This is a genomic window from Actinomadura chokoriensis, from assembly GCF_041463665.1.
Lineage (GTDB): Bacteria > Actinomycetota > Actinomycetes > Streptosporangiales > Streptosporangiaceae > Spirillospora > Spirillospora chokoriensis_A.
Genome location: NZ_JAXCEJ010000028.1, coordinates 25,287 through 49,250, shown reverse-complemented (window position 1 = coordinate 49,250; position 23,964 = coordinate 25,287). Strand labels below are relative to the sequence as shown.

The 23,964-nt window shown below is 74.0% G+C and carries 22 protein-coding genes; 15 read left to right on the top strand and 7 right to left on the bottom strand.

Annotated elements, in window-relative coordinates; translation table 11 throughout:
• Positions 1-137 precede the first annotated feature (137 nt).
• Positions 138-2,069: a methyltransferase gene (locus SM418_RS32175; RefSeq protein WP_371945128.1), complete on the top strand. Its 1,932-nt coding sequence runs from the start codon at positions 138-140 to the stop codon at positions 2,067-2,069.
• Here SM418_RS32175 and SM418_RS32170 read toward each other — a convergent pair.
• Complete coding sequence (locus tag SM418_RS32170) at positions 2,042-3,217, bottom strand: M20 metallopeptidase family protein (protein WP_371945130.1); 1,176 nt, start codon at positions 3,215-3,217, stop codon at positions 2,042-2,044. The genes SM418_RS32175 and SM418_RS32170 overlap by 28 nt on opposite strands.
• Before the next feature lie 29 nt (positions 3,218-3,246).
• Between SM418_RS32170 and SM418_RS32165 the strand changes: the two genes are divergently transcribed.
• From SM418_RS32165 to SM418_RS32130, 8 genes are all read left to right on the top strand, one after another.
• Complete coding sequence (locus tag SM418_RS32165) at positions 3,247-3,453, top strand: hypothetical protein (RefSeq protein ID WP_371945131.1); 207 nt, start codon at positions 3,247-3,249, stop codon at positions 3,451-3,453.
• 41 nt (positions 3,454-3,494) lie between these two features.
• Positions 3,495-4,208 carry a (Fe-S)-binding protein gene (locus tag SM418_RS32160; protein WP_371945132.1) on the top strand — a complete coding sequence of 238 codons (714 nt, stop codon included), beginning with the start codon at positions 3,495-3,497 and terminating at the stop codon, positions 4,206-4,208.
• Positions 4,205-5,659: a LutB/LldF family L-lactate oxidation iron-sulfur protein gene (locus SM418_RS32155; protein WP_371945133.1), complete on the top strand. Its 1,455-nt coding sequence runs from the start codon at positions 4,205-4,207 to the stop codon at positions 5,657-5,659. The genes SM418_RS32160 and SM418_RS32155 overlap by 4 nt, the downstream gene beginning before the upstream one ends.
• A complete protein-coding gene (locus tag SM418_RS32150; RefSeq protein ID WP_371945134.1) occupies positions 5,656-6,276 on the top strand; it encodes a LutC/YkgG family protein in 621 nt (206 codons plus the stop codon). Before SM418_RS32155 ends, SM418_RS32150 begins: the two co-directional genes overlap by 4 nt.
• Positions 6,273-6,395, top strand: coding sequence for a hypothetical protein (locus tag SM418_RS32145; protein WP_371945136.1), 123 nt, complete (start codon positions 6,273-6,275; stop codon positions 6,393-6,395). The genes SM418_RS32150 and SM418_RS32145 overlap by 4 nt, the downstream gene beginning before the upstream one ends.
• A 252-nt stretch (positions 6,396-6,647) precedes the next feature.
• A complete protein-coding gene (locus tag SM418_RS32140; protein WP_371945137.1) occupies positions 6,648-9,581 on the top strand; it encodes a helix-turn-helix transcriptional regulator in 2,934 nt (977 codons plus the stop codon).
• A 153-nt stretch (positions 9,582-9,734) separates the two neighbouring features.
• Positions 9,735-10,829, top strand: coding sequence for an alpha/beta hydrolase (locus SM418_RS32135; protein ID WP_371945138.1), 1,095 nt, complete (start codon positions 9,735-9,737; stop codon positions 10,827-10,829).
• Between the two features lie 3 nt (positions 10,830-10,832).
• Positions 10,833-13,346 carry a GMC oxidoreductase gene (locus SM418_RS32130; RefSeq protein WP_371945139.1) on the top strand — a complete coding sequence of 838 codons (2,514 nt, stop codon included), beginning with the start codon at positions 10,833-10,835 and terminating at the stop codon, positions 13,344-13,346.
• Positions 13,347-13,518: 172 nt separating this feature from the next.
• On the opposite strand, the gene SM418_RS32125 is transcribed toward SM418_RS32130, so the two are convergent.
• The 3 genes from SM418_RS32125 to SM418_RS32115 form a co-directional block, all read right to left on the bottom strand.
• Positions 13,519-13,968 (bottom strand): SRPBCC family protein, encoded by a 450-nt coding sequence (locus SM418_RS32125; RefSeq protein ID WP_371945140.1) that lies wholly within the window; start codon positions 13,966-13,968, stop codon positions 13,519-13,521.
• A gap of 58 nt (positions 13,969-14,026) precedes the next feature.
• Positions 14,027-14,452 (bottom strand): PPOX class F420-dependent oxidoreductase, encoded by a 426-nt coding sequence (locus SM418_RS32120; protein ID WP_371945141.1) that lies wholly within the window; start codon positions 14,450-14,452, stop codon positions 14,027-14,029.
• Positions 14,453-14,519: 67 nt separating this feature from the next.
• Positions 14,520-15,227, bottom strand: a complete 708-nt coding sequence (locus SM418_RS32115) for a hypothetical protein (RefSeq protein ID WP_371945143.1) — start codon at positions 15,225-15,227, stop codon at positions 14,520-14,522.
• A 328-nt stretch (positions 15,228-15,555) separates the two neighbouring features.
• Between SM418_RS32115 and SM418_RS32110 the strand changes: the two genes are divergently transcribed.
• From SM418_RS32110 to SM418_RS32100, 3 genes are all read left to right on the top strand, one after another.
• Complete coding sequence (locus tag SM418_RS32110) at positions 15,556-16,152, top strand: sigma-70 family RNA polymerase sigma factor (protein ID WP_443098412.1); 597 nt, start codon at positions 15,556-15,558, stop codon at positions 16,150-16,152.
• Positions 16,149-16,880, top strand: a complete 732-nt coding sequence (locus SM418_RS32105) for an anti-sigma factor family protein (RefSeq protein WP_371945144.1) — start codon at positions 16,149-16,151, stop codon at positions 16,878-16,880. The genes SM418_RS32110 and SM418_RS32105 overlap by 4 nt, the downstream gene beginning before the upstream one ends.
• Before the next feature lie 82 nt (positions 16,881-16,962).
• Complete coding sequence (locus SM418_RS32100) at positions 16,963-17,667, top strand: hypothetical protein (RefSeq protein WP_371945146.1); 705 nt, start codon at positions 16,963-16,965, stop codon at positions 17,665-17,667.
• Positions 17,668-17,683: 16 nt separating this feature from the next.
• Here SM418_RS32100 and SM418_RS32095 read toward each other — a convergent pair whose 3' ends face one another.
• Both SM418_RS32095 and SM418_RS32090 read right to left on the bottom strand, forming a co-directional pair.
• On the bottom strand, positions 17,684-18,508 hold the full coding sequence (locus tag SM418_RS32095) for an ABC transporter permease (protein ID WP_371945148.1): 825 nt from the start codon (positions 18,506-18,508) through the stop codon (positions 17,684-17,686).
• Positions 18,505-19,461: an ATP-binding cassette domain-containing protein gene (locus SM418_RS32090; protein WP_371945150.1), complete on the bottom strand. Its 957-nt coding sequence runs from the start codon at positions 19,459-19,461 to the stop codon at positions 18,505-18,507. The genes SM418_RS32095 and SM418_RS32090 overlap by 4 nt, the downstream gene beginning before the upstream one ends.
• Positions 19,462-19,554: 93 nt before the next feature.
• Between SM418_RS32090 and SM418_RS32085 the strand changes: the two genes are divergently transcribed.
• Positions 19,555-20,304 carry a TetR/AcrR family transcriptional regulator gene (locus SM418_RS32085; RefSeq protein WP_371945152.1) on the top strand — a complete coding sequence of 250 codons (750 nt, stop codon included), beginning with the start codon at positions 19,555-19,557 and terminating at the stop codon, positions 20,302-20,304.
• On the opposite strand, the gene SM418_RS32080 is transcribed toward SM418_RS32085, so the two are convergent.
• A complete protein-coding gene (locus SM418_RS32080; RefSeq protein WP_371945153.1) occupies positions 20,291-22,882 on the bottom strand; it encodes an ATP-dependent RNA helicase in 2,592 nt (863 codons plus the stop codon). The genes SM418_RS32085 and SM418_RS32080 overlap by 14 nt on opposite strands.
• Between SM418_RS32080 and SM418_RS32075 the strand changes: the two genes are divergently transcribed.
• Together SM418_RS32075 and SM418_RS32070 are read left to right on the top strand one after the other, a co-directional pair.
• Positions 22,844-23,074, top strand: coding sequence for a hypothetical protein (locus SM418_RS32075; protein WP_371945155.1), 231 nt, complete (start codon positions 22,844-22,846; stop codon positions 23,072-23,074). The two genes, SM418_RS32080 and SM418_RS32075, sit on opposite strands and share 39 nt — an antisense overlap.
• A gap of 98 nt (positions 23,075-23,172) precedes the next feature.
• Positions 23,173-23,937, top strand: coding sequence for an NERD domain-containing protein (locus tag SM418_RS32070; RefSeq protein WP_371945157.1), 765 nt, complete (start codon positions 23,173-23,175; stop codon positions 23,935-23,937).
• Positions 23,938-23,964: the final 27 nt, after the last annotated feature.

The window sequence follows — 23,964 nt, the reverse complement described above, 5'->3', positions numbered from 1 at the left end:
TCGCGGCCGAAACCGGTCCGGTAACGCGGCACACGCCATAGAAATCCGCCGTCCCGCCCACGATGCTGGTTGCGGAGCACATTCCGCATTCCCCTTGGACGCGCACTCGGGAGGCAGGGACGTTGGACCGTACACGAGTGTTTCTGGCCTGGTCCCAGCAGGTCCCCGAGGACGGCCCGCTGCGCAAGGCGCTCGACATCGTCAAGCGGCAGCTCGGCGAGCGCGACTGCGAGGTCTACGACTGGAGCGAGCAGCAGCACATCCGCAACATCGGGGCGGAGATCGAGGAGCAGATCCAGCTCTGCGACCTGATGATCATCGAGGGGTCCTCGGGCCGTCCCAACCTGGCGTTCGAGGTGGGCTTCGCCCGCTGCGCCGACATCCCGGTGATCGTGCTGAAGCAGGAGGACTCCGACGACCTGCCGGAGGACTTCGGCGCCCCCAAGTACCTGCGGTACCCGAACGACGCCAGCTGGGAGGCGAACTTCAAGCGGTTCGAGGCGGACCTGCGCCGCCTGCTGGACGGGCTGCAGACCGGTGTGCTCAGCCCCGGGCACCGCGAGCTGCGCCGCGCCCGCGGCGAGTTCCACCGCGGCGTCCAGCAGGTCCTCGACGCCCACGCCGGCGACCACGCCCACCTCTACCTGATGGACGGCCTGGTCCGGGCGCTGTCGGGAGCCGTCCGGGAGGGCGGGCAGTCCGTCATCACCGCGCACTCCGAGTACTACGTGCGCATGTTCAACGCGCTGCAGAAGAACAAGGACGTGCGGGTCAAGGCGATCGCGGACCTCACCGAGGACGTCGAGCCCTTCTGGAAGTCGAGCAAGCCCGACCTGAGCACGCCGGTCGGCGAACGCGTCTTCCTGATCGACTGGCGCCTCTTCTTCGAGGGCGAGGCGGAGCTTTCGCGCTACATCGACACCTGGCGCAAGGAACTGCAGCGCTACAAGGACTACAAGATCTACGTCGCGACCAAGGACGACATCGACCGGCGCGCCCGGCATCCGTTCAGCAGCGAGTCGATCGGCCTCAACCTGCTGCTCATCGAGAGCGACGCGACCTTCGGCGGGTACCGCCGCAGCCGCAACGGCGGCCACCAGACGTTCGTGATGGAGCACGACGAGCACCGCTGCGAGAACGCCCGCGTGTTCTACAACGCGGTGCTGGAGGGCGCGGTCGAGTTCGAGTGCACCGACGACTTCGTCACCCTCAAGCGAGCCTGGCTCACCAAGCACCGGATCGGCCGCTGGGACGCGGCCTGGACGCAGCAGACCGAGCGCCGCCCGCCGGTCTACTTCGACCGGTACGACCAGCACGCCCGTTGCTGGATCCCGCTCTACAACGAGCTGATCTCCGAGTGCGCCGCGGCCGTCGCCCGCGAGGTGCTGCACATCCGCCAGGGCACCGGGAAACCGGTGAACCTGCTGGAGATCGGGCACGGCACCGGCAGCCTGACCGCCCGCATCCTGCCGTGGATCAAGCATCTGCGGGCGCCGTCGGAGGCGCTCGGCGACCTCCCGCCGGTCGGCCACTACTACGCCGTCGACCGCGCCGAGCAGATGCACGACCTGGCGCGCGAGTACCTGGGCGACGACGTCAACGCGCGCGTCTACCTGCTCCGGCAGATCGCGTGGCAGGGCGTGCGCGACGACCTGCAGTACGACGTGGTCTTCGGCTCGCTGGTGTCGCACTTCATGCTCGACCGGAACGCGGGACCGGCGAGCGCCGACTCGTTCTTCGCCGAGTGCGCCAAGCGGCTGCGGCCCGGCGGGAGCCTGGTGTTCTCCGACGCGTTCGGGGTCGACGAGGACGCGGGCGTCGACGCCGCCGAGGCGGTCGCGCAGTGGCGCGACTCGATGATCGCCAACGGGCTGTCGGAGGAGTACGCCGACGGCTTCATCACCGGCAACCCGGACATGTGCAACGCGTTCTCCTCCGCGGAGCTGAGGCGGGCGGCCGAGTCGCAGGGCTTCGTCTCCGTGGGCGCGCACTCGATCGGGACGCTGCCGCTGTTCAAGGTGCTGGTCTTCCGGCGGCCGGATCAGGAGGCGGCGGCCCCCGCGACGTAGCCGACGGCGAGCGCCCGTGCCACGGCGCGCACCGCCTCGTCCGGCGGGAGGAAGGTCGGCCGGTGCAGCGGGACCCGCGTGAACCCCGGCGCGCCGTCCAGCCCAACGAAGATCATGAGCGCCGGGCACACCGCCCGGTAGTGCGCGAAGTCGTCGCCCCCGCAGGACTTCCAGGGCGGCGCGATCGCGAACCCCGCCGGCTCCGCCAGCTCGCGGGCGGCGCGGGCGAGGCCCGCGTCGTTCACCAGGGCCGGCTCGCTCTTGGGGAAGGTGAGCGCCGCCGTGCAGCCGTGCGCGGCGGCGATGTGCTCGGCCATGCCGGCCACGGCGCGGCGCAGCCGGTCCTGGTCGTCCTCGTCGAGCGCCCGTACGGTCGCCATGACCTCGGCCCGTCCGGGGATGACGTTCTCCGCCGACCCGGCCCGGACGCTCCCGACGGTGAGCGTCGCCGCCCGCACCGGGTCGACGCGGCGCCCGACGAGCCCGTGCAGGCCGACCACGAGGTGCGCCATCGCCAGCACCGGATCGGTGGCCCGGTGCGGGTAGGCCGCGTGGCCGCCGGCGCCCTCGACGACGATGTGCACCGCGTCGGCGGCGGCGTTCACGGGGCCCGGCTCGATGCCGAGGCCGCCCCACGGCAGGTCGGGGTGGACGTGCGCGGCGACCGCGGCCCGCACGCCCGCGCCGAGCGCCGGCTCGTTCACGAGGGCCAGCGCGCCGGACGGGGACCGCTCCTCGCTCGGCTGGAAGACCGCGACCAGCCGCGCCGGCAGGACGTCCCGCATCCGGTGCGCGGCGCGGACGAGCGCGGTGAGGGCGGCGAGGTGCACGTCGTGGCCGCAGGCGTGCATGTGCCCGTTCGCCGCCGCGTGCGGCGACCCGGTCCGTTCGGCGATGGCGAGCCCGTCCAGTTCGGCCCGAACCCAGACCGCGCCGCGTCCCGGCAGGCCGGTGGACGCCAGCCTGCCGGTGCCCGCGAAGGGCGCCCCCGTGACCGGGAGATCGCCTTCGACCAGCGCGATCGTGGCGTGCTCGTGCGCGCCGAGTTCCGGGACGGCGTGCAGCCGGTGCCGCAGCTTCACCGCGGCGGGCAGTTCCTCGTCCAGGACGCGCAGCAGGTCCGACAGGGAGAAGCCGCCGAAACCCATCCGGACCGCCCGTCTCGAAGCTCACGATCATGATCGCACCGGCGGCGGGCCGCACCAAGCCCGCGCCCTGTCCGGCTCCGGCCCGGGTGGACAGTTTCGCCTATCGCGTCCGCTGCTCGCGCCAGGCGCTCTGGCGCGGTCGGCGGGCCACCGGTCGGCGGGCCCGCGCGATCGTGTTCGTCACCGCGCCGACGGGCTGCGGCGATGCGCCGACTGACGCGGCCTTGATCGGGTAGAAACGGCATCGATTTCTCGGCCGCCGCCCTGGAGGCGCCTCATGAAGGTCGCGCTGTTCCTCACCTGCGTCAACGACACGATGTTCCCGGGGACGGGGAAGGCGATGGTGCGGCTGCTGCGGCGGCTCGGCCACGACGTCGAGTTCCCCGAGTCGCAGACCTGCTGCGGGCAGATGCACCTCAACACCGGGTACCGGCGGCAGGCGCTGCCCCTGGTGAAGGGGTTCGCGGAGACGTTCGAGCCGTACGAGGCGATCGTGACGCCGTCCGCGTCGTGCGCCGCGATGGTCCGCGACTGGCATCCGAAGCTGGCGCCGCGCACCGCCGGGGTCGCCTCCCGCGTGTACGAGCTGTCGGAGTTCCTGGTGGACGTCCTCGGCGTCACCGACGTCGGCGCCTACTTCCCGCACCGCGTCACCTACCACCCGACGTGCCACTCGCTGCGGATGCTGCACGTCGGCGACCGTCCGCTGCGGCTGCTGCGCCAGGTGCGCGGCATCGACCTGGCCGACCTGCCGGACGCGGCCGAGTGCTGCGGGTTCGGCGGGACGTTCGCGCTGAAGAACTCCGAGGTGTCGGCGGCGATGTGCGCCGACAAGGTCACCGCCGTCCGGGAGACGAGGGCCGAGGCGCTGTGCGCGGCCGACAACTCGTGCCTGATGCACATCGGCGGCGCGCTCACCCGCACGCGGGCGGGCGTGCGGACCGTCCACCTGGTCGAGATCCTCGCGTCGACGGAGGAGGACCCGTCATGACCTCTCCTGCCATGCCGACCTACCTCGGGATGCCCTCGTTCCCGGACGCGGCGCGGCGGGCCGTGGCCGACACGCGGCTGCGCGGCAACCTCGCGCACGCGACCGCCACGATCCGGGGGCGGCGCGCCGGGGCCGTCGCCGAGCTGGCGGACTGGCCCGCGCTGCGCGAGGCGGGCAAGCAGATCAAGGACCACGTCCTGGAGAACCTCGGCCACTACCTGCGGCTGCTGGAGGAGAAGGTCACCGGGGCCGGCGGGACGGTGCACTGGGCGCGGGACGCCGCCGAGGCCAACCGGATCGTCGCGGACCTGGTGAAGGCGACCGGGGAGACCGAGGTCGTCAAGGTCAAGTCGATGGCGACGCAGGAGATCGGCCTCAACGAGTTCCTCGCCGAGGAGGGCGTCACCGCCTACGAGACCGACCTCGCCGAACTGATCGTCCAGCTCGGGGACGACCGGCCGTCGCACATCCTCGTTCCGGCCATCCACCGGAACAGGTCCGACATCCGCGACATCTTCCTGCGCGCGATGGAGGACGCGCCGGAAGATCTGACCGACTCCCCCGCCGAGCTGGCGGAGGCCGCGCGGCGGCACCTGCGCGCCAAGTTCCTGTCGGCGAAGGTCGGGGTGTCGGGCGTGAACTTCGCCGTCGCCGACACCGGCACCCTCGTCGTCCTGGAGTCGGAGGGCAACGGGCGGATGTGCCTCACCCTCCCCGAGACCCTGATCTCCGTGATGGGCGTGGAGAAGATCGTGCCGAGCTGGCGGGACCTGGAGGTGTTCCTCCAACTGCTCCCCCGCTCGTCCACCGCGGAGCGGATGAACCCCTACACCTCCACCTGGACGGGCGTCTCCCCCGGCGACGGCCCGCGCGACTTCCACCTCGTCCTGCTGGACAACGGCCGCACCGCCACCCTGGCCGACGAGGTGGGCCGGCAGGCGCTGCGCTGCATCCGCTGCTCGGCGTGCCTGAACGTCTGCCCGGTCTACCGGCGCGCGGGCGGCCACGCCTACGGGTCGCCGTACCCGGGGCCGATCGGCGCGATCCTGTCCCCGCAGATCAAGGGCATCGGATCGGACGTGGACGCCTCCCTGCCGTACGCCTCGTCGCTGTGCGGGGCGTGCTTCGAGGTGTGCCCGGTCGCGATCGACATCCCGGAGGTGCTCGTCCACCTGCGCGCCCGCGCGGTGGAGGAGGGCCCGCGCCATCCGCTGGAGCGGGTGGCGATGACGGCGGCCGGGTGGACGCTGCGCTCCCCCACCCGCCTCGGCCTCGCCCAGCGCGCCGCGTCCGCGAGCCGCCGGATCGTGGCGCGCGGCGGCCGGATCCGGCGGCTGCCCGGGCCGCTGAACGCCTGGACCGAGACGCGGGACGCGCCCGCCCCGCCGCCCGAGTCTTTCCGCGCCTGGTGGGCCCGGACGGACGGCGGCCGCAAGGAGGAGGACGAGTGAACGCCCGCGAGGAGATCCTCCGCCGGATAGAGGGCATCGTGCCCACCCGGCCGGCCGCCGACGTCGCGGCCTCCTACGACCGGATCGACCGCTCCTACCTGCGCCGCCACCACGAGGACGGCGTCCTCGACCTGTTCGCCGAGCGGGTCGCCGACTACCGCGCGACGGTCCTGCGGGTCGACGCGTCCGAACTGCCCTCGGCGGTCGCCGGGCGGCTGGCGGCCCGCCCCGGCTCCTACGGCGTCCCCGCCGACCTGCCCGCCGAGTGGACGGCGGCGACGGGCGCGCCACTCGTCCGCGACCCGTCCCCGCCGTCGCTCGACGGCCTGGCGGGCGCGGTCACCGGCTGCGCCGTCGCGATCGCGGAGACCGGCACGATCGTCCTGGACCACGGCGCCGCGCAGGGGCCGCGCGCCCTGTCGCTCGTGCCCGACTACCACCTGATCGTCGTTCTCGCGGACCAGGTCGCGCCGGACGTCCCCGAGGCGCTCGAACGGCTCGACCCGTCCAGCCCGCTGACGTTCGTGTCGGGGCCGTCGGCGACGAGCGACATCGAACTGTCGCGCGTGGAGGGCGTGCACGGGCCCCGCACGCTGGAGGTACTGGTCGTCCAATGAGCGAAGCGACTTTCGCGGCCACGACCTCCGCCGCCACACCCCGTCCGGCGACGAGTCCCGCTGGAGGGGAGGCCGCCGTCCGCCTCGGCCTGGAGAGCCGAGCCGGCTCGGAGACCTGACCCGGCCACCGGATGTCACGGCGCCGCGACGGTTTACCCACCCGAGGTTGACATGGGGCGCCCGAGGGCCGTTCATTGCTATGTACACACGGTCACGGAGGAGGCCGCCCCGTGGAGGTCACGCGCGGGCGCGGGCGTGTTGCCCCACCTTATTGACGTTCTACCCGATAAGGTAATTCCGCAATTCTCAGGGACCACAACGAGAAGCATGATCACGGCGTATCGACCGCCTGGCGCTGTTGGGATGTGGACATGCAGGGTCGTGCGGCGCGCGGGGCCGGGGTCTCCGGCAACGCTCCGCTGGTCGGGCGACGGGACGCGCTGCACGAGATAGACCGCGTCCTCGACGCGACCGAGGGCGGCTACGGCTTCCTGGCGATGGTCGGCGAGCCCGGCGCGGGCAAGACGCGGCTGCTGAACGAGCTGGCCGACGGCGCGGTCACGCGGGAGCTGCCCTTCGTGGCCGGGCGCGCGGCCGAGTTCGAGCAGGAGATGCCGTTCGGCGCGGTGGTCGACGCGCTCGACGACCGTCTCGAGGAGCACACGCTCGGCCTGTCGGCGGGCGCGCTGCGCCTGCTCGGGACGGTGTTCCCCGCGCTGGCCGAGCTGACCGGCGAGCCGGCCTTCGCCTCGCCGGAGTCGCAGGTGGCGCGGTACCAGCTGCACCGCACCGTCCGGCACCTGCTGGAGGAGCTGGCCGAGCCGTCCGGGCTGGTGCTGATCCTGGACGACCTGCACTGGGCCGACGACGCGACGATCGAGCTGCTCGACCATCTCGTCCGGCATCCGCCGCGCGCCCGGGTGCTGGTCGCGGTCGCCTACCGCCCGGCGCAGGCGTCGCCGCGGCTGGCGGCGCTGGTGGACGCGGCCGGCCCGCAGGGCGTGCGGGTGACCGTCGACCCGCTCACGCAGAGCGAGGTGCGCGAGTTCCTCGGCCCGGAGGTCAGCCGGTCGCGGTGCGACGCGCTGTTCAAGGCCAGCGGCGGCAACCCGTTCTACCTCGAGGCGCTCGCCAAGATGGCGGACGGCATCGCCCCCGTGGCCGGAAACGGCCTCGACCGGCAGTGGGAGAAGGGCGTCGCGAACCTGACCGAGGTGCCGCCGGCGGTCCGGGCGGCGCTGCAGGTGGAACTCAGCGCGCTGCCGCCGCAGGCGCTGCAGATGGCGCGCGGCGCGGCCGTCGCCGCCGACGTGTTCGAGCCCGCGCTCGCCGCGGTCGCCGCGGAGATGGAGCAGGGCGACGCGCTCGCCGCGATCGACGTGCTGACCGGCCACGACGTGGTGCGGCCCGCGCCGGGCGGCCGGTTCCGGTTCCGGCATCCCCTGGTGCGGCACATCGCCTACGCCTCCACGGCGGCGGGCTGGCGGATCGCGGCGCACTCGCGGGTGGCGGCGCGGCTGTCCGCGCTGGGCGCGCCGGCGGCCGTGCGCGCCCACCATGTGGTGCGGTCCGCGCGGTTCGGCGACCGCGAGGCGATCCGGACGCTGGTGGAGGCCGCCCGCGTCGTCGCGCTGCAGGCGCCCGGCACCGCCGCGTACTGGCTGCAGGCCGCGCTCGACCTGATGCCCGACGCCGCCGACCAGACCTACCCCGACCGGCGGGAGCTCCTCGTCGAGCTGACCCGGGTGCAGGCCGTCAGCGGGCACGCCGAAGAGGGCCGCGAGACCGCGCGGACCCTGCTCGGGCTGCTGCCGCCCGACGACATCGCCCGCCGGGCGCGGACCGTCCACATGTGCGCGATCATGGAGCGGCAGATCGGCCGGATCCACGAGGCCCGCGCCCTGGTGCTGGACGAGCTGCGCCTCATCACCGACCGGCAGACCCCCGAGGCCGTGCTGCTGCGGATCCGGCTCGTCGCCGACCGCATCCAGCGGATCGACACCCGCGGGTCCCACGCCATCCTGGAGACCATTCCGGACAGCGCCCCCGGGTGGGGCGCGGGGCTGACGGCGGCGGTCGCGTCGATGCGCCCGATGGTCGCCTACGGGCGCGGCGAGGTCGAGGAGGCGATCGGCCACGCGCAGACCGCCGACCGGCTGTTCGCCGCCGCGTCCGACAACGAGTTCGCCGACTGCCTGGACTGCTTCGCCTGGCTGGTGTTCGCCGAAGGCTTCCTCGGCATGTACGACGAGGCGCTGCGGCACGCGGAGCGGCTGGTGTCGATCACCCAGGCGACCGGGCAGACGTACGTACTCGGCTACATGCTGGCCGGGCAGTCCCGCGCCCTGGCCCAGCTGGGACGGCTGGAGGAGGCCTCCGCCGTCGCCGACGAGGCCACCGCGGTCGGCCGCGACCTGCGCTCGCAGGAGGTGCTGGCCTACGGGCTGATCCAGCAGTGCCTGACCGCGTCCTGGATGGGCGACCACGAGCGGGCGGTGCGGGCCGGGGACGAGGCCGTCGCCAACGACACCGGTTCGGGCGAGTGGTGGACGCACATGGCGCACGTCGCCCGCGCCATCGCGATCATCAACGAGGGCCGGCTGGAGGAGGGCGCCACCACGCTGATCGAGGCGTGCGGCGACGGCACCCTCGGCCTGGACTTCGGCACGCTCGGCATATGCGCGGAGGCGCTCGCGCACGTCCGCGCCGCGCAGGACGACGCCGCCGACGCCGCGAACTGGGCCGGCATCGCCGAGGCGATCGCCAACCCGGCGCTGCCCGGCGACATCGGCCTCGCCCGCCTCGCCCGCGCCCACGCGGTGCGCGCCGCCGACCCGGCCGCCTCCGCGACCCTGGCCGCCGAGGCCGCCGACCTGCTCGCCAAGGCCGGGCGGCGGCCGGAGGCGGGCCGCGCCGAACTGGCCGCCGGGCTCGCGCACGCCGCCGCCGGCGACCGCCCGCAGGCCCGGGAGCGGCTGCGCGCCGCCGCGGAGATCTTCGAGTCCTGCGGGATGCGGGGGCTGCACGCGCAGGTCGTCCGCGAGCAGCGCCGCCTCGGCGTCCGGGTGCCCGCCGCCGGGACGCCCGCGAAGAGCGCCAAGGGCAGGAAGGACCTCCCGTTCGGGCTGTCGCCGCGCGAGCACGAGATCGCGCTGCTGGTCGCCGACGGCCTCGGCAACCAGCAGATCGCCGAGCGGCTGTACCTCAGCGTCCGGACGGTCGAGACACACCTGTCCCGCGTCTTCGCCAAGATAGGTGTGACCTCGCGGGTCGGCGTCGCGACCGCGATGAACCGTTCCGAGTAGTTCCGACACGCGGTTGTCGTTCCGACACTTGGTTCACGTAGGTCCCGTACGTGCACCGAATCCTGTCGCACACGTAAGTACGGGTTCTCCACGATGCCGCGCCGATATTCGCGTTTGGCAAGGTTGGATCGTCAGAAAGCGGAGGAGACGGACATGGATCAGCAGCGGATCGCGCGCTTCACGCACGCGGGCGTCGCCGGCGCCGAGGTGTCCGTGCACCCCTTCGCCACCGACGACGGGCTGGGCCTGAACCTGACCCGGTTCCGCCGGGCCGACAGCGACGACGTCGTCCTGCTGGTGCACGGCCTGACGACCTCCAGCGACATGTACATCATGCCGGAGCACACCAACCTGGTGAACTACCTGCACGACGCCGGGTTCGGCGACGTGTGGGCGGCCGACTACCGGATCAGCGGCCGGTTCCCCTACAACGCCGAGACGCAGCGGAACGACCTCGACACCATCGCGCTCCACGACCACCCCGCGGCGCTCGCCGAGCTGCGCCGCCACATCGGGGACCGCCGGCTCCACGTGATCACGCACTGCGTGGGCGCGATCTCGTTCTCGATGGCGCTGTTCGCCGGCACCGTCACCGGTGTCACCAGCCTGGTCTGCAACAGCGTCTCGGTCACCCCGCGGACGCCGCGCTGGTCGCGGATCAAGCTCGGCTACGGGCCCGCGCTGATGGAGTACGCCGTCGGGCCGTGCCAGCTCGACCCGCGGTACGGGACCGCTCCGGTCATGACGCGCGGCTGGCTGCTCGCCAAGGCGGTCGCGCCGTTCCACCGCGAGTGCGCCGAGCCCGCCTGCCACATGCTCAGCTTCATGTGGGGCGGCGGGAAACCGATCTTCTCGCACGAGAAGATGTCGCCGGTCACGCACGGCCGGCTGCCCGACCTGTTCGGGGCCTGCAACGTCAACTACTACCGGCACATCCACGCGATGGTGAAGGCCGGCCGCGCGGTGAAGTACCGCCCGCGCGACCCCCGCTTCGCGGCGCTGCCGGACGACTACCTGTCGCGCGCCGACACGGTCACGACACCGATCCTGTTCCTCACCGGAGACCGCAACCACGTGTTCACCGACTCCAACATCGTCTGCCACCGCACGCTGGACGAGATCACGCCCGGCCTGCACGAGCTGGCGATCCTGCCCGGCTACGGCCACCAGGACCCGTTCATGGGCGAGAACTCCGCCACCGAGGTCTTCCCGCAGGTCGTGGACTTCCTGAAGCGGAAGGCGGGCTGATCGATGAGCGGAGCGGAGGGTCAGCGGAGCCGAGGCCGCCGCCCGGCCCCCGAGTCGGGGGCCCCGGGGGCGTCCCCGAAGGGGGGCGGGGCGGCGGTCGAGCACGCCGGCGCCGTCGTGGTCGGGTCCGGGTTCGGCGGATCCGTCGCCGCGTACCGGCTGGCGGAGGCCGGCGAGTCGGTCGTCCTGCTGGAGCGCGGGCAGCCGTACCCGCCGGGGTCCTTCCCCCGCTCGCCGGCCGAGATGGGACGGGCCTTCTGGGACCCGGCCGAGGGCCTGTACGGGATGTTCGACGTCTGGAGTTTCAGCGGCTGCGACTCGGTCGTGTCCTCCGGGCTCGGCGGCGGGTCGCTGATCTACGCGAACGTGCTGCTGCGCAAGGACGAGCGCTGGTTCGTCAACGACCGCCCGGACGGCGGCCACGATCCGTGGCCGATCACCCGCGCCGACCTCGACCCGCACTACGACGCGGTCGAGCGGATGATGGGCGCGACGCCGTACCCGCTGGAGCAGGTCCCGTTCGACGACACCCCGAAGACGCACGCCATGCAGGACGCGGCGGCCGAGCTCGGGCTGGAGATCTCGCTGCCGCCGCTCGCGGTCAGCTTCGCCTCGCGTCCCGGCGGCCGGCCGGGGCTGAGCCTGCCGATCGCGGACGCGGGCTACGGCAACATCCACGGCGCCGGGCGGCGGACGTGCAGGCTGTGCGGCGAGTGCGACATCGGCTGCAACGACGGCGCCAAGAACAGCCTCGACCACACCTACCTGTCGGCGGCCGCGCACCACGGCGCCGACATCCGCACCTCCCACGAGGTCAAGGCGATCCGGCCGCGGCCGGGCGGCGGGTACGAGGTCGACTACGTCCACCACGCCGACCTGGCGGCGAAGAAGATCCGCCAGCCCGTCCGGACGATCTCCTGCGACCGGCTGATCCTGGGCGCCGGCACCTACGGCACGACGTACCTGCTGCTGAAGTCGCGGGCGGCGTTCCCCGGGCTGCCGGCCGCACTCGGCACCCGGTTCAGCGGCAACGGCGACCTGCTGACGTTCCTGCTGCGCGCCAAGGACCGCAACCGCGTCCGGCCGCTGAACGCCGCCCGCGGGCCGGTGATCACCACCGCGATCCGGCTTCCGGACGCGCTGGACGGCGTGCCCGGCGCGGGCCGCGGCGCCTACATCGAGGACGGCGGCTACCCCGGCTTCACCGACTGGATCGTCGACAGCCTCGACCTCGGCAACGACTTCGAGCGCGCGGTGAAGTTCCTGTGGAACCGGTTCACCGAGTTCTTCAAGGACGCGCCGGACACGAACCTGTCCAAGGAGATCGCCGACCTGATCGGCGACGGCGCCCTCACGGTCAGCTCGCTGCCGCTGCTCGGCATGGGCCGCGACACCGCCGACGGGCGGCTGCACCTCAGCGGCGGCCGGCTCGCCGCCGACTGGAGGGCCGAGACCAGCGAGGCGCTGTTCAACCGCGTCCGCAAGACGATGCGGGGGATCGCGGACGTGCTCGGCGCCGACTACGCCGACAACCCGATGTGGTTCCGCAAGCGCGTCATCACCGTCCATCCGCTGGGCGGCGCCCCCATGGGCGCCCACCCGGGCGAGGGCGTCTGCGACGCCTTCGGCGAGGTGTTCGGGTTCCCGGGCCTCTACATCGCCGACGGGGCGGCGATGCCCGGACCGGTGGGCCCGAACCCCTCGCTCACCATCGCCGCGCACGCCGACCGGTTGGCCACGCGGCTGCTGGAGGACACGTCCGCACGACGGCGTGCGGCCCGGTCCGCGACCGTCCCGTCCGCCGCGGGGGCCGAGCCGGCCGGGGGAGCCGGCTCGCTTGGCGGGGCGGGGAACGGCTCGGCGTACGGCCTCGACTCGGGGAGCCGCGGCGGGGCACGGGGACCGTCCACCGCGGCGGGCCATACGTCGCTGTCGTTCACCGAGGAGATGAAGGGGTTCGTCACCTACGGGGAGCGCGACCCGCGGATCGGCGAGCTCGCGGACGGGCGCCGGCCGCTGTCGTTCCGGCTGACGATCACCGCGGACGACACCGACCGGTTCCTCACCGAGCCCGGCCACGAGGCGAAGGCCGAGGGGTGGATCGACGTCGGCGGGCAGGGGGGCCGCTGCCCGGTCGAGCGGGGCATGTTCAACCTGTTCGTCGCGGACGGCGCGGACGACCGGCGGCTGATGAGGTACCGGCTGTTCTACCGCGACGGCGAGGACCGGCGGCGGACGCTGAGCGGGCACAAGAACGTCCTGCACGGGCCGCCCACGCGGATCTGGCCGGACACCTCCACGCTGTACGTGCGGCTGCTGGACGGCCACGTCGGCGAGGAGGCGGAGGACGGCGCGGACGTCGTCGCGGCGGGGGTGCTGCACATCCGGCTGACGGACTTCGCGCGGCAGTTGACGACCTTCCGCACGTCCGGCCCTGACGGGGCGGGCAAGCTCCTCCACTTCGGCAAATTCTTTGCCGGGGAGCTTTGGGAGGTGTACGGCCCGGATCCCGTCTGAACGGGATCCGACAAGGGGGGCCGGATCGTGCAGGCCGAGGGAACTGCGGGGTGCTCTCGGCCTGCACCTTTTTCCGCCGGAGGCCGCGCGGGGGGTCGCGCGGTCTCCGGCCCATGCCCGCGCCCTACCCGCCCGCCCTGCCCGTCCTGCCTGCCCGCCTTACATGCGTGCCCTATATGTCGCCGGCGCGGCGGGCGGGGCAGTCGGCCGGGCAGTTCTCCAGGTGCGCGGGGAGCCGGCGGGTGAACAACTTCAGCATCAGCCGCAGCACGGGCGCCACCAGCGGGCGGGTGCCGGGGATCAGCGGCTCGAACGCCGCCTCCCAGCGGATGACCGTCCCGGAGTCGCCGGCCTCCAGGTGGATGTCGGAGCGGTAGCGGCGCACCGGCATCCCCGACAGGGCGACGTAGCCGAAGTGCGAGTACGGCTCGTAGGCGACGGTCTGCTCGCTGACGGGCCAGATCTTCTTGACCGTCCCGACGCCGTAGGTGGTGGTGTCACCCTTGCGCACCTGCTTGGCGGGCATGGGGAACTTCCCCCACGCCCCCCACGCCTCGGGGACGGCCAGGTGCCGGAACACCTCTTCGGGCGTGGCGCTGGTGGTGGCGGTGGCCTGCATCATCACCGAACCGTAGCCACCCGCGCACCGCCGCACAAGGCCGCCGGCCCGGCGCCGCGCGTCAGCCGGCCTGCCCGTAGAGGCGTTCGACGCGCAGTCGCACGACCAGGCGGCGGTCCTCGACCATGACGCGCCGGTACTCGTCCCAGTCGGGGTGCTCGCCGCGGATGTCGCGGTACACCCGCACGAGCTCCTCCACGGCCGCGTCGTGCGGGTCCGCGGCGACGGCGGTCAGCTCGGCGGTGCCCTCGGCGACGACCCAGGACCAGCCGTCCGGGGCGCTGACGTGCAGGCTGGCGCGCGGGTCGCGGGCCAGGTTGCGGGCCTTGGCCCGGTCCGCGGTGATCGAGATCCGGACGAGCCGGCGGGCCTCGTCGAAGTGGTAGTTGACGGTGGACAGCTGCGGCCGCCCGTCCCGCTTCAGCGTGGCCAGCACCCCGAGGTCCCGGTCCTCCAGCAGCTTCACCAGCGCCGCGTCGTCCGCCATCGTCCGCCTCCGTGGAAGTGATCCGCTTTCCCTCGCACAACCACGGGCGGCCCCGGCTCCTTCCCCGTCAGCGAGCGGCGGCGGTCGGCAGGGCCAGGACGCGGGCGTGCGAGGGCGGACCGGCGGCCGGTCCGCCCCGCTCGCCGCCGGCGTCGGCGCCCCGGCGGCGCGCGGGGCGGGTGGCGCTGCGGGCGGCGCGGCCGGTGTGGATGTGGCCGCGGAACGTCATGCCCTTCGCGACGAGCTTGACCGCCTGGAAGTCGTGCGGCGGCAGCGCGCAGAACCCGGTCCGGACGACGTCGTCGAACAGCGAGTCCGAGACGACGTAGGCCAGGTCGCGGCCGGAGTCGTCGGACAGCAGGCGGCGCAGCGGTCCGGCGTCCAGCAGCCGCTGGACGACGATCGGCGCGTCGCCTGCCGGCCCGAACGGCCCCGCCGTCAGCGTGCCGTGGTGCAGCGCGAGCCGCACCCGCAGCCGGAACCGGCCGGCGTCCCGGTTGACCTCGTGCAGCGCCTGGTCGAGGCCGATCACGAAGTCGCCGGCGACCGGCGCCGGGTCGACGCCGTCCGGCAGCGTGGCGAGCTCGCCGTCCCCGCCGACCTGCTTGTCCCAGACGGCGCGGTCGAGGCCGACGCCGCGCGCGGCGCGGTCGAGCGCGTCCGACAGCTGCCGCTGCGCGAGCAGCTGCTCGCGCGTGTCCCGCTTGCTGTAGCCCTGGATGTCCACCGCCAGCAGCAGGCGGTAGCTGAGCTGTGCTTCCCCGTTTCCTTCCATCGTGCCGATCCCGCCCCTCGGTCCTCTGTGTGGGCAATTGGGCCTGATGCCCTCATTCGCTCCAAGCGTGGAGTGAGCGTTGCCCCGGCGGAGAACTCCGTGTCGAGATCGTGTCGCCGTCCGTACGCAGCTTGGACGCGATGCGGTGATCGTCCGCACCGGAAGGCAAGGAAAACCTGTCGAACTAGTAAGGGAGCTTCCGGAAAATCCACCACAAACCGGTCTCGGTTGAACCGGCCTGCCGCGGAATCGCGTACTGCCTCCCAGCGTGACACCCGACTCACGGTCACCCGCGTCGTCCCGCCCCCGCACCCGCCCGGAGACCCCGATGGCCCACAGATCACCGGCCGCCTCGGCCACCCGCGAACGCCCGCCCGGACCGTGGAGCTGGTTCCGCGGCCCGCAGCCCGCGGGCGGCGTGGACGACCAGGTGATCGTGACCGAGCTGTACCGCGTGTACGGGCGCCCGCTGCTGTCGTTCGTCCTCCGCCTCACCGGCGGCGACCGGCACTGGGCCGAGGACGTCGTGCAGGAGACCATGATCCGCGCGTGGCGGAGCGCGCACCAGCTCGACGAGAACGCGGCCTCGCTGCTGCCCTGGCTGGCGACGGTCGCCCGCCGGATCGTCATCGACGACCAGCGCCGCAAGAACGCACGGCCGCAGGAGGCGGGCGAGGGCCCGCTGGAGAAAATGCGGGTGCCCGACGGGTTGGAGGATCTGCTGCGCTCCGTCGTCGTTTCCGAAGCCCTCCTCGCGCTGTCCCCCGCCCACCGCGAGGTCCTCAACGAGACCTTCTTCCGGGACCGCTCGGTCAACGAGGCGGCCAGGCATCTCGGCATCCCCGTGGGCACGGTGAAGTCCCGGGTCTACTACGCGCTCAGGGCGCTGCGCGTCGCCCTGGAGGAGAGGGGCGTGACGCCATGAGCGCGGACATGCTGCACATCGACGTCGGCGCCTACGCCCTCGGCCTGCTGGAGGAGCCGGACCGCCGCGCGTTCGAGGCGCACCTGTCGGCGTGCATGGCCTGCCACGAGGAGCTCGGCGCGCTGCGGGGGCTCGCCCAGACGCTGGACGGCATCGGGCCGATCGCCGAACCGGCCGACGCGATGCCGGTCCCACCCGAGCCCGCCGCGGTCTCGGACCTGATGCGGCACAGGATCGGCAGGCAGCGGCGGCGCCGGGCCGCGCGCGCGCTGGCCGCGGCCGCCGCCGGGGTCGTGCTGCTGGGCGGGGCGCTCGGCGCCGGTTTCACGCTCGGCGCCGACCGGGACGCGACGCCCTCCCCGCCGGCGCGGCAGGACGACGGGACGGCCGCGCTGCTGCGGGACGGGCGGCGGACATCGGCCACCGACGCGGGCACCGGCGTCACCGGGACGGTCGCCACGCAGCAGAAGGCGTGGGGCAGCCGGATCGGAATGCGGCTGAGCAGGGTCCGGGGGCCGCTGGAATGCGAGCTGGTCGCGGTGGACGAGCGCGGCGACGCGCACACCGTCGTCGGCTGGTCCGTCCCCGCCAAGGGCTACGGGCTGCCGGGATCGCCGCAGCCGCAGCTCGCGCTGCAGGGCGGCACGGCGCTGCGTCCCGAGGAGATCAGCCGGTTCGAGGTCCGCGCGATCGGCGAGGGCCGCACCCTGCTGACCCTCCCCGCGTAGGGACCCGCGGCGCGTCCCGGCCGGCCCGGCCGCACCGCACGCCCGGGACGCGCCGCTCCCTTCCGTCTCATACGCTGGCGGGGTGAGTGCGAGCCGGTCTTCGACAGGCCCCGAGCTGATGCTGCCGGGGCTCCGCGACGTGTACGCGGCCTACGTCCGGGAGTCCGACGCCCTTCCGGCGCTGCCCGGCCCCCTGCAGGCGGAGGTGTGGGCGTCCGCGCAGCTCGGCGCGCTGGAGGCCGCGGCCCCGCACGCGCAGGGCCGGCGCGCCGCGCTCGGCGACCTGATCGGCTGCCTGCGGGCGGCGGCCACGCCCGGCGCGCGGGCGTTCCTGCGCGCGATCGCCGCGATCGGCCCGGTCGAGGGACGCAGGGCGGCGGGACGCGCCGCCGACGCGCTCGGCGACGTCCCGGCGGCCCCCTGGGAGGAGTCGCTCGGACGGGTCGTGCCCGGCCAGGCGTGGCTGATCCAGGAGGGCCCGCTGGACGGCGACCGCCTGGTCTGCGAATTCCGCTACCAGGGCGCCGGCACCGCCGGGATGCACGCCCTGGCGGTGCGGCTCTCCTACGGCGACGGCCCGGCCGAGGTCGTGATCGTCGGGGACGTCCCGGCGCTGATGGGCGCGGCGCGGCAGGCGATGCAGGCCGAGCTGTGCGTCGTCCAGCCCTACGACGCCGCCGCCGTGGGGGCGAGGCTCCGCACCGTGCTGAACGGCACGGAGCCACTCCCCGAGGCGTGCTACCCGGCGCTGCCGCTGGCCCGCCACCGCGCCGCCCTCCTGCCCTGACCGCGGAAGGGCGGCCCTAGCCGCCGAGGGCGCGGTACCGGCGGATCGACAGCGGGACGAACACCGCCGCGATCACCAGCGGCCACACGACCGCCATCAGCAGGCTGTGCTGCGCCGCCCACGAGCCGCCGCCCGCCGAGCCACTGCCCACCGAGCCACTGCCCGCCGGGTCGCCGAACAGCTCGCGGCATGCCGTGACCGTCGCCGACATCGGGTTCCACTCGGCGACCGCGCCCAGCCAGCCGGGCATGGTGCTCGGCGCGATCAGCGCGCTGGACAGGAACCCGATCGGCCAGACCAGGATCTGCACGGCCACCACCGACTCCGGCCCCTTGGCGATCAGGCCCAGGTAGACGCCCGTCCAGATGAGCGAGAACCGCAGGAGCAGCAGGAGCCCGAACGCGGCGAGGGCCTTCGCGGCGCCGTCCTGGACGCGCCAGCCGATCAGCACCCCGCACGCCGCCATCACGGCCAGCCCGGCGACCGCGTAGATCATGTCCGCCCCGACCCGGCCGGCCACGACCGCGGACGGGGACATCGGCATCGTGCGGAACCGGTCGGTCACGCCCTTCGCCGCGTCGCCCGCGACGCGCACGAACGTCTCCTCGACGCCGAACGCCATCGTCAGAGCGAACATGCCGGGGACGATGAACGCGCGGTAGCTCCCCCCGCCGGGGACGTCCATCTGCCCGCCGAACAGGTAGCCCATCATCAGCACGACCATCACCGGGAACAGCAGCCCCATGGCGATCTGGCCGGGCTGCCGCCGCCAGTGGGCGAGGGCCCGCCCGGTCAGCGTCCACCCGTCGGCGACGGCCCAGCGAAGCGCCTGAGCGCTCACGAGGGCACCTCCTCCTTCTCGGTGAGGTGCAGGAACACCTCGTCCAGTGTGGGGCGGCGGAGGCCGATGTCGGCGACCTTGACGCCCGACTCGTCCAGGGCGCGGACGGCCTCGGTGAGCGCGGCGGCCCGCCCGGACACCGGCGCCCCGATCCGCAGTGCCTCGGCGTCCACGTCGACCTCCCCGGCCGCGACCCGGCCGACGATTCCGGCCGCCTCCGGCAGCGCGGCGGGATCGTCCACGACGACCTCGATCCGGTCGCCGCCGAGCCGCTTCTTCAGCTCGTCGGGGGTGCCCTCGGCGATGACGCGGCCGTGGTCGATCACCGAGACCGCGGACGCGAGCCGGTCGGCCTCCTCCAGGTACTGGGTGGTCAGCAGGACGGTCGTCCCGCCGTCCACCAGCGCGCGGATCGCGTCCCAGACCTCGCTGCGGGCGCGCGGGTCGAGGCCGGTCGTCGGCTCGTCCAGGAACAGCACCGGCGGCGCGAGGATCATGGACGCGGCGAGGTCGAGCCGCCGCCGCATGCCGCCGGAGTACTCCCCCGCGGCCTTGTCCGCGGCGCCGGTGAGGCGGAAGCGCTCCAGCAGCTCGTCCGCCCGCCGCCGCGCCCGCTTCGCGCCGAGGTGGTGGAGGCGGCCGAACATGACGAGGTTCTGCCGCCCGCCGAGGATCTCGTCGACGGCCGCGCGCTGCCCGACCAGCCCGATGCCGCGCCGCACCTCGGCCGCCTCGCGCACGACGTCGTGCCCGGCGACCCGGGCGCTCCCGCCGTCCGGCGCGGTCAGCGTGGTCAGGACGCGGACGGCCGTGGTCTTTCCGGCGCCGTTCGGGCCGAGCAGCCCGTGCACGGTGCCGGCGGGCACGCGCAGGTCCAGCCCGGCCAGGGCCTCGGTGTCGCCGTATCGCTTGCGCAGCCCTTCGGCGACGACCGCGAACCGCGGTTCGGCCATGCGCCCTCCCTAACTATGTACAGAGTACGGATTAACCATCGCCGGCCAATATACCGTACGTCGTACAGAGTTTCGTCCTGAGAGGATCGGACGGTGACCGAGTACAGCGGGGGCGGTGACCCGAGGCGCAGCCTGGAACTGCTGTGGGGCGTGCGGGAGCGGCCGAAGCGGGGGCCGAAGCCGCGGCTGACCGCCGAGGAGATCGTCCGCACCGCGATCGCGCTGGCCGACGCCGAGGGGCTGGACGCCCTGTCCATGCGCCGCATCGCCGACGAGCTGGGCGTGTCCCCCATGTCGATCTACACCTACGTCCCCGGCAAGGCCGAGCTGATCGACGTCATGCTCGACCGGGCGTTCGGCGAGCTGACCCCGCCCGGCGACGGGACGTGGCGGGCCCGGCTGGAGCACATCGCCCGCGACGAATGGGCGCTGTTCCACCGGCACCCGTGGCTGCTGCAGATCACGACGGTGCGCCCGCCGATGGGCCCGAACACGCTCGGCAAGTACGAGTACGAGTTGCGCGCCGTGGACGGCCTCGGCCTCACCGACGTGGAGATGGACTCGGTCGTCGCGCTCGTCACCGGCTTCGCCGAGAGCGCCGCCCGCGTCTCGGTCAACGCCGCCGAGGCCGAGCGGCGCAGCGGCATGAGCGACGAGCAGTGGTGGGAGTCGGTCGCGCCCGTGCTCGGCACGCTCGTGAACGAGGCCGACTACCCCCTCGGAACCCGGGTCGGCACCGCCGCCGGGCAGGAGTACAGCGCGGCCGTCGCCCCCGGGCGCGCGTTCGAGTTCGGCCTCGCCCGCGTCCTGGACGGCATCGAGGTCCTGATCAACTCCCGCTAGCGCGCTTCGTCCGCCTCGTCGGGACGGCGCTCGCGGGGTCCTCGGGCCAGGGGTGCCTCGGGTAGCGTCCGCGCAGCTCGGCCCGGACCGCCTTGTAGCCCTCCCGCCAGAACGAGGCGAGGTCGGCGGTGACGGCGGCGGGACGTCCCGCCGGGGAGAGCAGGTGCACCACCAGCGGGACGCGGCCGCCGGCGAGCGAGGGCGCGGCGTCCCAGCCGAACAGCTCCTGCAGCTTCACCGCGAGGACGGGCCGCTCCCCCGAGTAGTCCACCCGGATCCGCGACCCGGACGGCACCTCGACGCGTTCGGGCGCGTACTCGTCCAGCCGCTTGGCCTGGTCCCAGGGCAGGAGGCCGCGCAGCATCCCGGCGACGTCGACCCGGGCCAGGTCGGCGCGCCGCCGCGCCGCCGCGAGCCACTGCTCGACCCGCTCCAGCAGCGCCGCGTCGTCGACGGCCGGCCACGGCTCCCCGAGCGCCTCGCGCAGGAAGGCCAGCCGCCGCCGCAGCGCGACGGCGGCCGGCGTCCAGGTGAGCAGTCCGAGCCCTTCGGAGCGCAGGCCGTCCAGCAGCGCGGCCCGCACCAGGTCGGGATCGGGGTCGCGCAGCGGCCGGGCGTCCAGTTCGATCGCGCCGAGCCGCTCGACGCGCCGGGCCGCCACGTCGCCGCCCCGCCAGGCGACCTCCTCGGCCGTCTCCAGCAGCGGCGCCGCCGCGGACCGCGCCACGTCCTCGTCGATCACCACGGCCTGCCGGACCCGCGCCGACGCCGACCCGGCCGGACGGTCGGCCTCGGCGATCGCGAGCCACTCCGGCCGCGCCCCGGCGAGCGCCGTCCCGTCCGCGAGCACGGCGCCCGTCCCGGACGCCATCAGGTACCCGCTCCCCCGCCGCGCCCGCGCCACCCGCTCCGGGAACGCCAGCGCCACCACGACGCCTGCGACATGATCGTCGCGTTGCCCGCCGGGAGGCGCGCCCCCGCCCCGGCGCGCCGAATCCGGGCGAGGTCCGCGCTCCGCCGGGGTCCCGCCCGGACCGGACGGCCCGGCCTCCGGGGACGGGTGGCCAAGGGACCTGCGGAGGCGCGTAGCCTCGTCGCGCCACCGCGCGGCATGGGCGTCGGCGGGACGGCTCTGGCGGCGGAGCGCCCGCCAGGTGGCGGTCAGATCGTCGCCGGCGGAGCGGGGCGGGGGCTCGGAGAGCAGGGCGACGATCTCGGACGCGGCGCCGTCGCCGACCTCGGCGGCGCCGTCGATCAGGGCGCGGGCGAGGCGCGGGTGAAGGCCGACGCCGGCCAGGCGGCGGCCCCTGCCGGTGACCTGGCCGTCGTGCACCGCGCCGAGGGCGTGCAAGGTGGCGCGGGCGGCGTCCATCGCGGCCGGTGGGGGCGGGTCGGGCAGGGCGAGACCGGCGGCGTCCGGATCGCCCCAGCAGGCCGCCTGGAGCGCGAAGCCGGTCAGGTCGGCCAGCTCGATCTCGGGGCGCGGGCGGGCGGGGAGGCGGTCGTGCTCGGCCGGTGTCCAGCAGCGGTAGACGGCGCCGGGGGCCTCGCGTCCGGCGCGTCCGGCACGCTGGTCGGCGATGGCGCGGGACGCGCGGACGGTGGTGAGCGACCCGAGGCCGCGGGCGTGGTCGGTGCGGGGCTCGCGGGCGAGGCCGGAGTCCACCACCGCGCGGACGCCGGGCACGGTGAGGCTCGACTCGGCGACCGACGTGGCGAGGACGATCCGGCGGCGGGACGCCGGCGCGAGCACCTCGTCCTGCACGGAGCGGGGCGCCTGGCCGTGGATCTGCAGGACGTCGGCGCCCCCACCGGCGAGCATCCCGGCGACGCGGGCGATCTCCCCGACCCCGGGCAGGAAGCACAGCACGTCGCCGTCGCGTTCGGCCACCGCGCGGCGGACGGTCGCGGCGACGTGCGCGAGGAACGCCGGGTCAACGCGCAGGCCGTGCGGCGGGGGGACGGGGCGCTCGGGCGGCACCCAGATCGTCTCGACCGGGTGCAGCGCCGCCTCGGTCTCCACGACGGGCGCACCGCCGAGGACGCGCGCCCACGGGCCGGTGTCGGCGGTCGCGGACGCGGCGACCAGCCGCAGGTCCGGGCGGAGCGTGGCGCGGACGTCCAGCAGGAACGCCAGCGCGGTGTCGGCGTCCAGGTGCCGCTCATGGCACTCGTCGAGGATCACCGTCCCGACATCGGCCAGTTCGGGGTCGAATTGCAGGCGCTGCAGGACCACGCCCGTGGTGACGACGTCCACGCGGGTGCCGGGACGGTTCTCCCCGCGGACGGTGACGCCGACCCGGTCGCCGACGCGCTCGCCGAGGAGCCAGGCCATCCGGCGGGCGGCGGCGCGGGCGGCGAGCCGGCGGGGCTCCAGGACGAGGACCTTCCCTTCGGCGGGCGGGCCGCCGAGGGCGAGCCCGGCGAGGGCGAGCGGGACGAGGGTCGTCTTGCCGGTGCCGGGCGGCGCGGCCAGCACCGCCGTGCCGCTGGAGCCCGCTCCGCCGCCGTCCAGGGCCGCGCGCAGCGCGGGGACGGCGTGGCGGACGGGGAGGTTCTCGGCGGCGCTGAGGTGCATCGCCCCAGTCTGCCGCGCCCGCCCGGCGCACCGAAATCCATTGCGATGAAAAAGGCTCTGTTCATTGCGATGGAAGTTGCATCGAGCCTTTCGTGCATTCACCGGGATACGTTCCGTATTCTTCCCCGAACCGTCGAGTCCAACCCGAACATGAAAGACCAGGTGAGGATTGCCTTCAAGGCCGAGAAGTGACTTTGCAGTTTGACTTACGTCACCCTTCCCACTGTGGCGGCACAGTTCCGGGTATCAGCATAATATTGAAGTCATCGCAGGGTGCTGGGAGGTTGGTCATGTTCGGCAGCTCCATCTACCTCAGGGACAGGGTCGCGTTCACCGGCGGTTCGCCTCAGGCGGTGTACGAGGAGCTCTGGCAGCGCGGCCGAAAAGGGAGATTGCGGACCCGCGCATTTCTGGGTGGGACGACGCTCCTACTGTGCGGGCTGCTCGTCAACGCAGTTTTCGGCATCGTCATGGCACTTTTGGTGACGGCCGCGGACGTGCTCGTCCATTGGCGCGTTTACCACTCGTCCCGGGTGTGGCGGCTCGGGCTGCGCGGCGAGGAGCGCATGAACCGGGTGCTGCGCTACACGCTGGAACGGCGCGGCCACCGGGTGCTTTACGCGCGGACGGTCCCCGGGCACGGGTCCGCCGACGAACTGGTGATCGGGCCGGGCGGGGTGTGGCTGGTCCACAACGAGGCGTGGAACCCCGACTCGGAGATCTCCCACCACGGCGGCAAGCTGTTCATCGACGGCCGCACCCAGTCCAAGCTGGTGGCCGCGCTGACCGCGCGGGCCGAGGCCGCCGCCCAGGCGATCTCCGCCGTCGCCGAGGTACCGGTGACGGTGACGCCCGTGCTGGCGGTGCACGGCGGCAGGCTCGTCCGCACGCCGTTCGCCGCCGACGGCATCGTCTTCGCGCCGCCGCTGAAGCTGATCCGCTGGATGCGCCGCAACCCGACCGCCGACCTGTCCCCCGACGAGGTGGAGGCGGTCACGCGGGCCGCCGTCCACGCCCTGCCCATCGGCGGCCGCTCGCTCTCGGCCGCGGCCTAGGCGCCGGGCACCGCGATGCTCACCAGA

What these genes read in the sequence shown, in the direction of transcription:
- SM418_RS32170 (WP_371945130.1), bottom strand. Translation starts at nt 3,217, where the DNA reads ATGGGTTTCGGCGGCTTCTCCCTGTCGGACCTGCTGCGCGTCCTGGAC.
- SM418_RS32165 (WP_371945131.1), top strand. Translation starts at nt 3,247, where the DNA reads ATGATCGCACCGGCGGCGGGCCGCACCAAGCCCGCGCCCTGTCCGGCT.
- SM418_RS32160 (WP_371945132.1), top strand. Translation starts at nt 3,495, where the DNA reads ATGAAGGTCGCGCTGTTCCTCACCTGCGTCAACGACACGATGTTCCCG.
- SM418_RS32155 (WP_371945133.1), top strand. Translation starts at nt 4,205, where the DNA reads ATGACCTCTCCTGCCATGCCGACCTACCTCGGGATGCCCTCGTTCCCG.
- SM418_RS32145 (WP_371945136.1), top strand. Translation starts at nt 6,273, where the DNA reads ATGAGCGAAGCGACTTTCGCGGCCACGACCTCCGCCGCCACACCCCGT.
- SM418_RS32140 (WP_371945137.1), top strand. Translation starts at nt 6,648, where the DNA reads ATGCAGGGTCGTGCGGCGCGCGGGGCCGGGGTCTCCGGCAACGCTCCG.
- SM418_RS32135 (WP_371945138.1), top strand. Translation starts at nt 9,735, where the DNA reads ATGGATCAGCAGCGGATCGCGCGCTTCACGCACGCGGGCGTCGCCGGC.
- SM418_RS32130 (WP_371945139.1), top strand. Translation starts at nt 10,833, where the DNA reads ATGAGCGGAGCGGAGGGTCAGCGGAGCCGAGGCCGCCGCCCGGCCCCC.
- SM418_RS32125 (WP_371945140.1), bottom strand. Translation starts at nt 13,968, where the DNA reads ATGATGCAGGCCACCGCCACCACCAGCGCCACGCCCGAAGAGGTGTTC.
- SM418_RS32120 (WP_371945141.1), bottom strand. Translation starts at nt 14,452, where the DNA reads ATGGCGGACGACGCGGCGCTGGTGAAGCTGCTGGAGGACCGGGACCTC.
- SM418_RS32115 (WP_371945143.1), bottom strand. Translation starts at nt 15,227, where the DNA reads ATGGAAGGAAACGGGGAAGCACAGCTCAGCTACCGCCTGCTGCTGGCG.
- SM418_RS32110 (WP_443098412.1), top strand. Translation starts at nt 15,556, where the DNA reads ATGGCCCACAGATCACCGGCCGCCTCGGCCACCCGCGAACGCCCGCCC.
- SM418_RS32105 (WP_371945144.1), top strand. Translation starts at nt 16,149, where the DNA reads ATGAGCGCGGACATGCTGCACATCGACGTCGGCGCCTACGCCCTCGGC.
- SM418_RS32090 (WP_371945150.1), bottom strand. Translation starts at nt 19,461, where the DNA reads ATGGCCGAACCGCGGTTCGCGGTCGTCGCCGAAGGGCTGCGCAAGCGA.
- SM418_RS32080 (WP_371945153.1), bottom strand. Translation starts at nt 22,882, where the DNA reads ATGCACCTCAGCGCCGCCGAGAACCTCCCCGTCCGCCACGCCGTCCCC.
- SM418_RS32070 (WP_371945157.1), top strand. Translation starts at nt 23,173, where the DNA reads ATGTTCGGCAGCTCCATCTACCTCAGGGACAGGGTCGCGTTCACCGGC.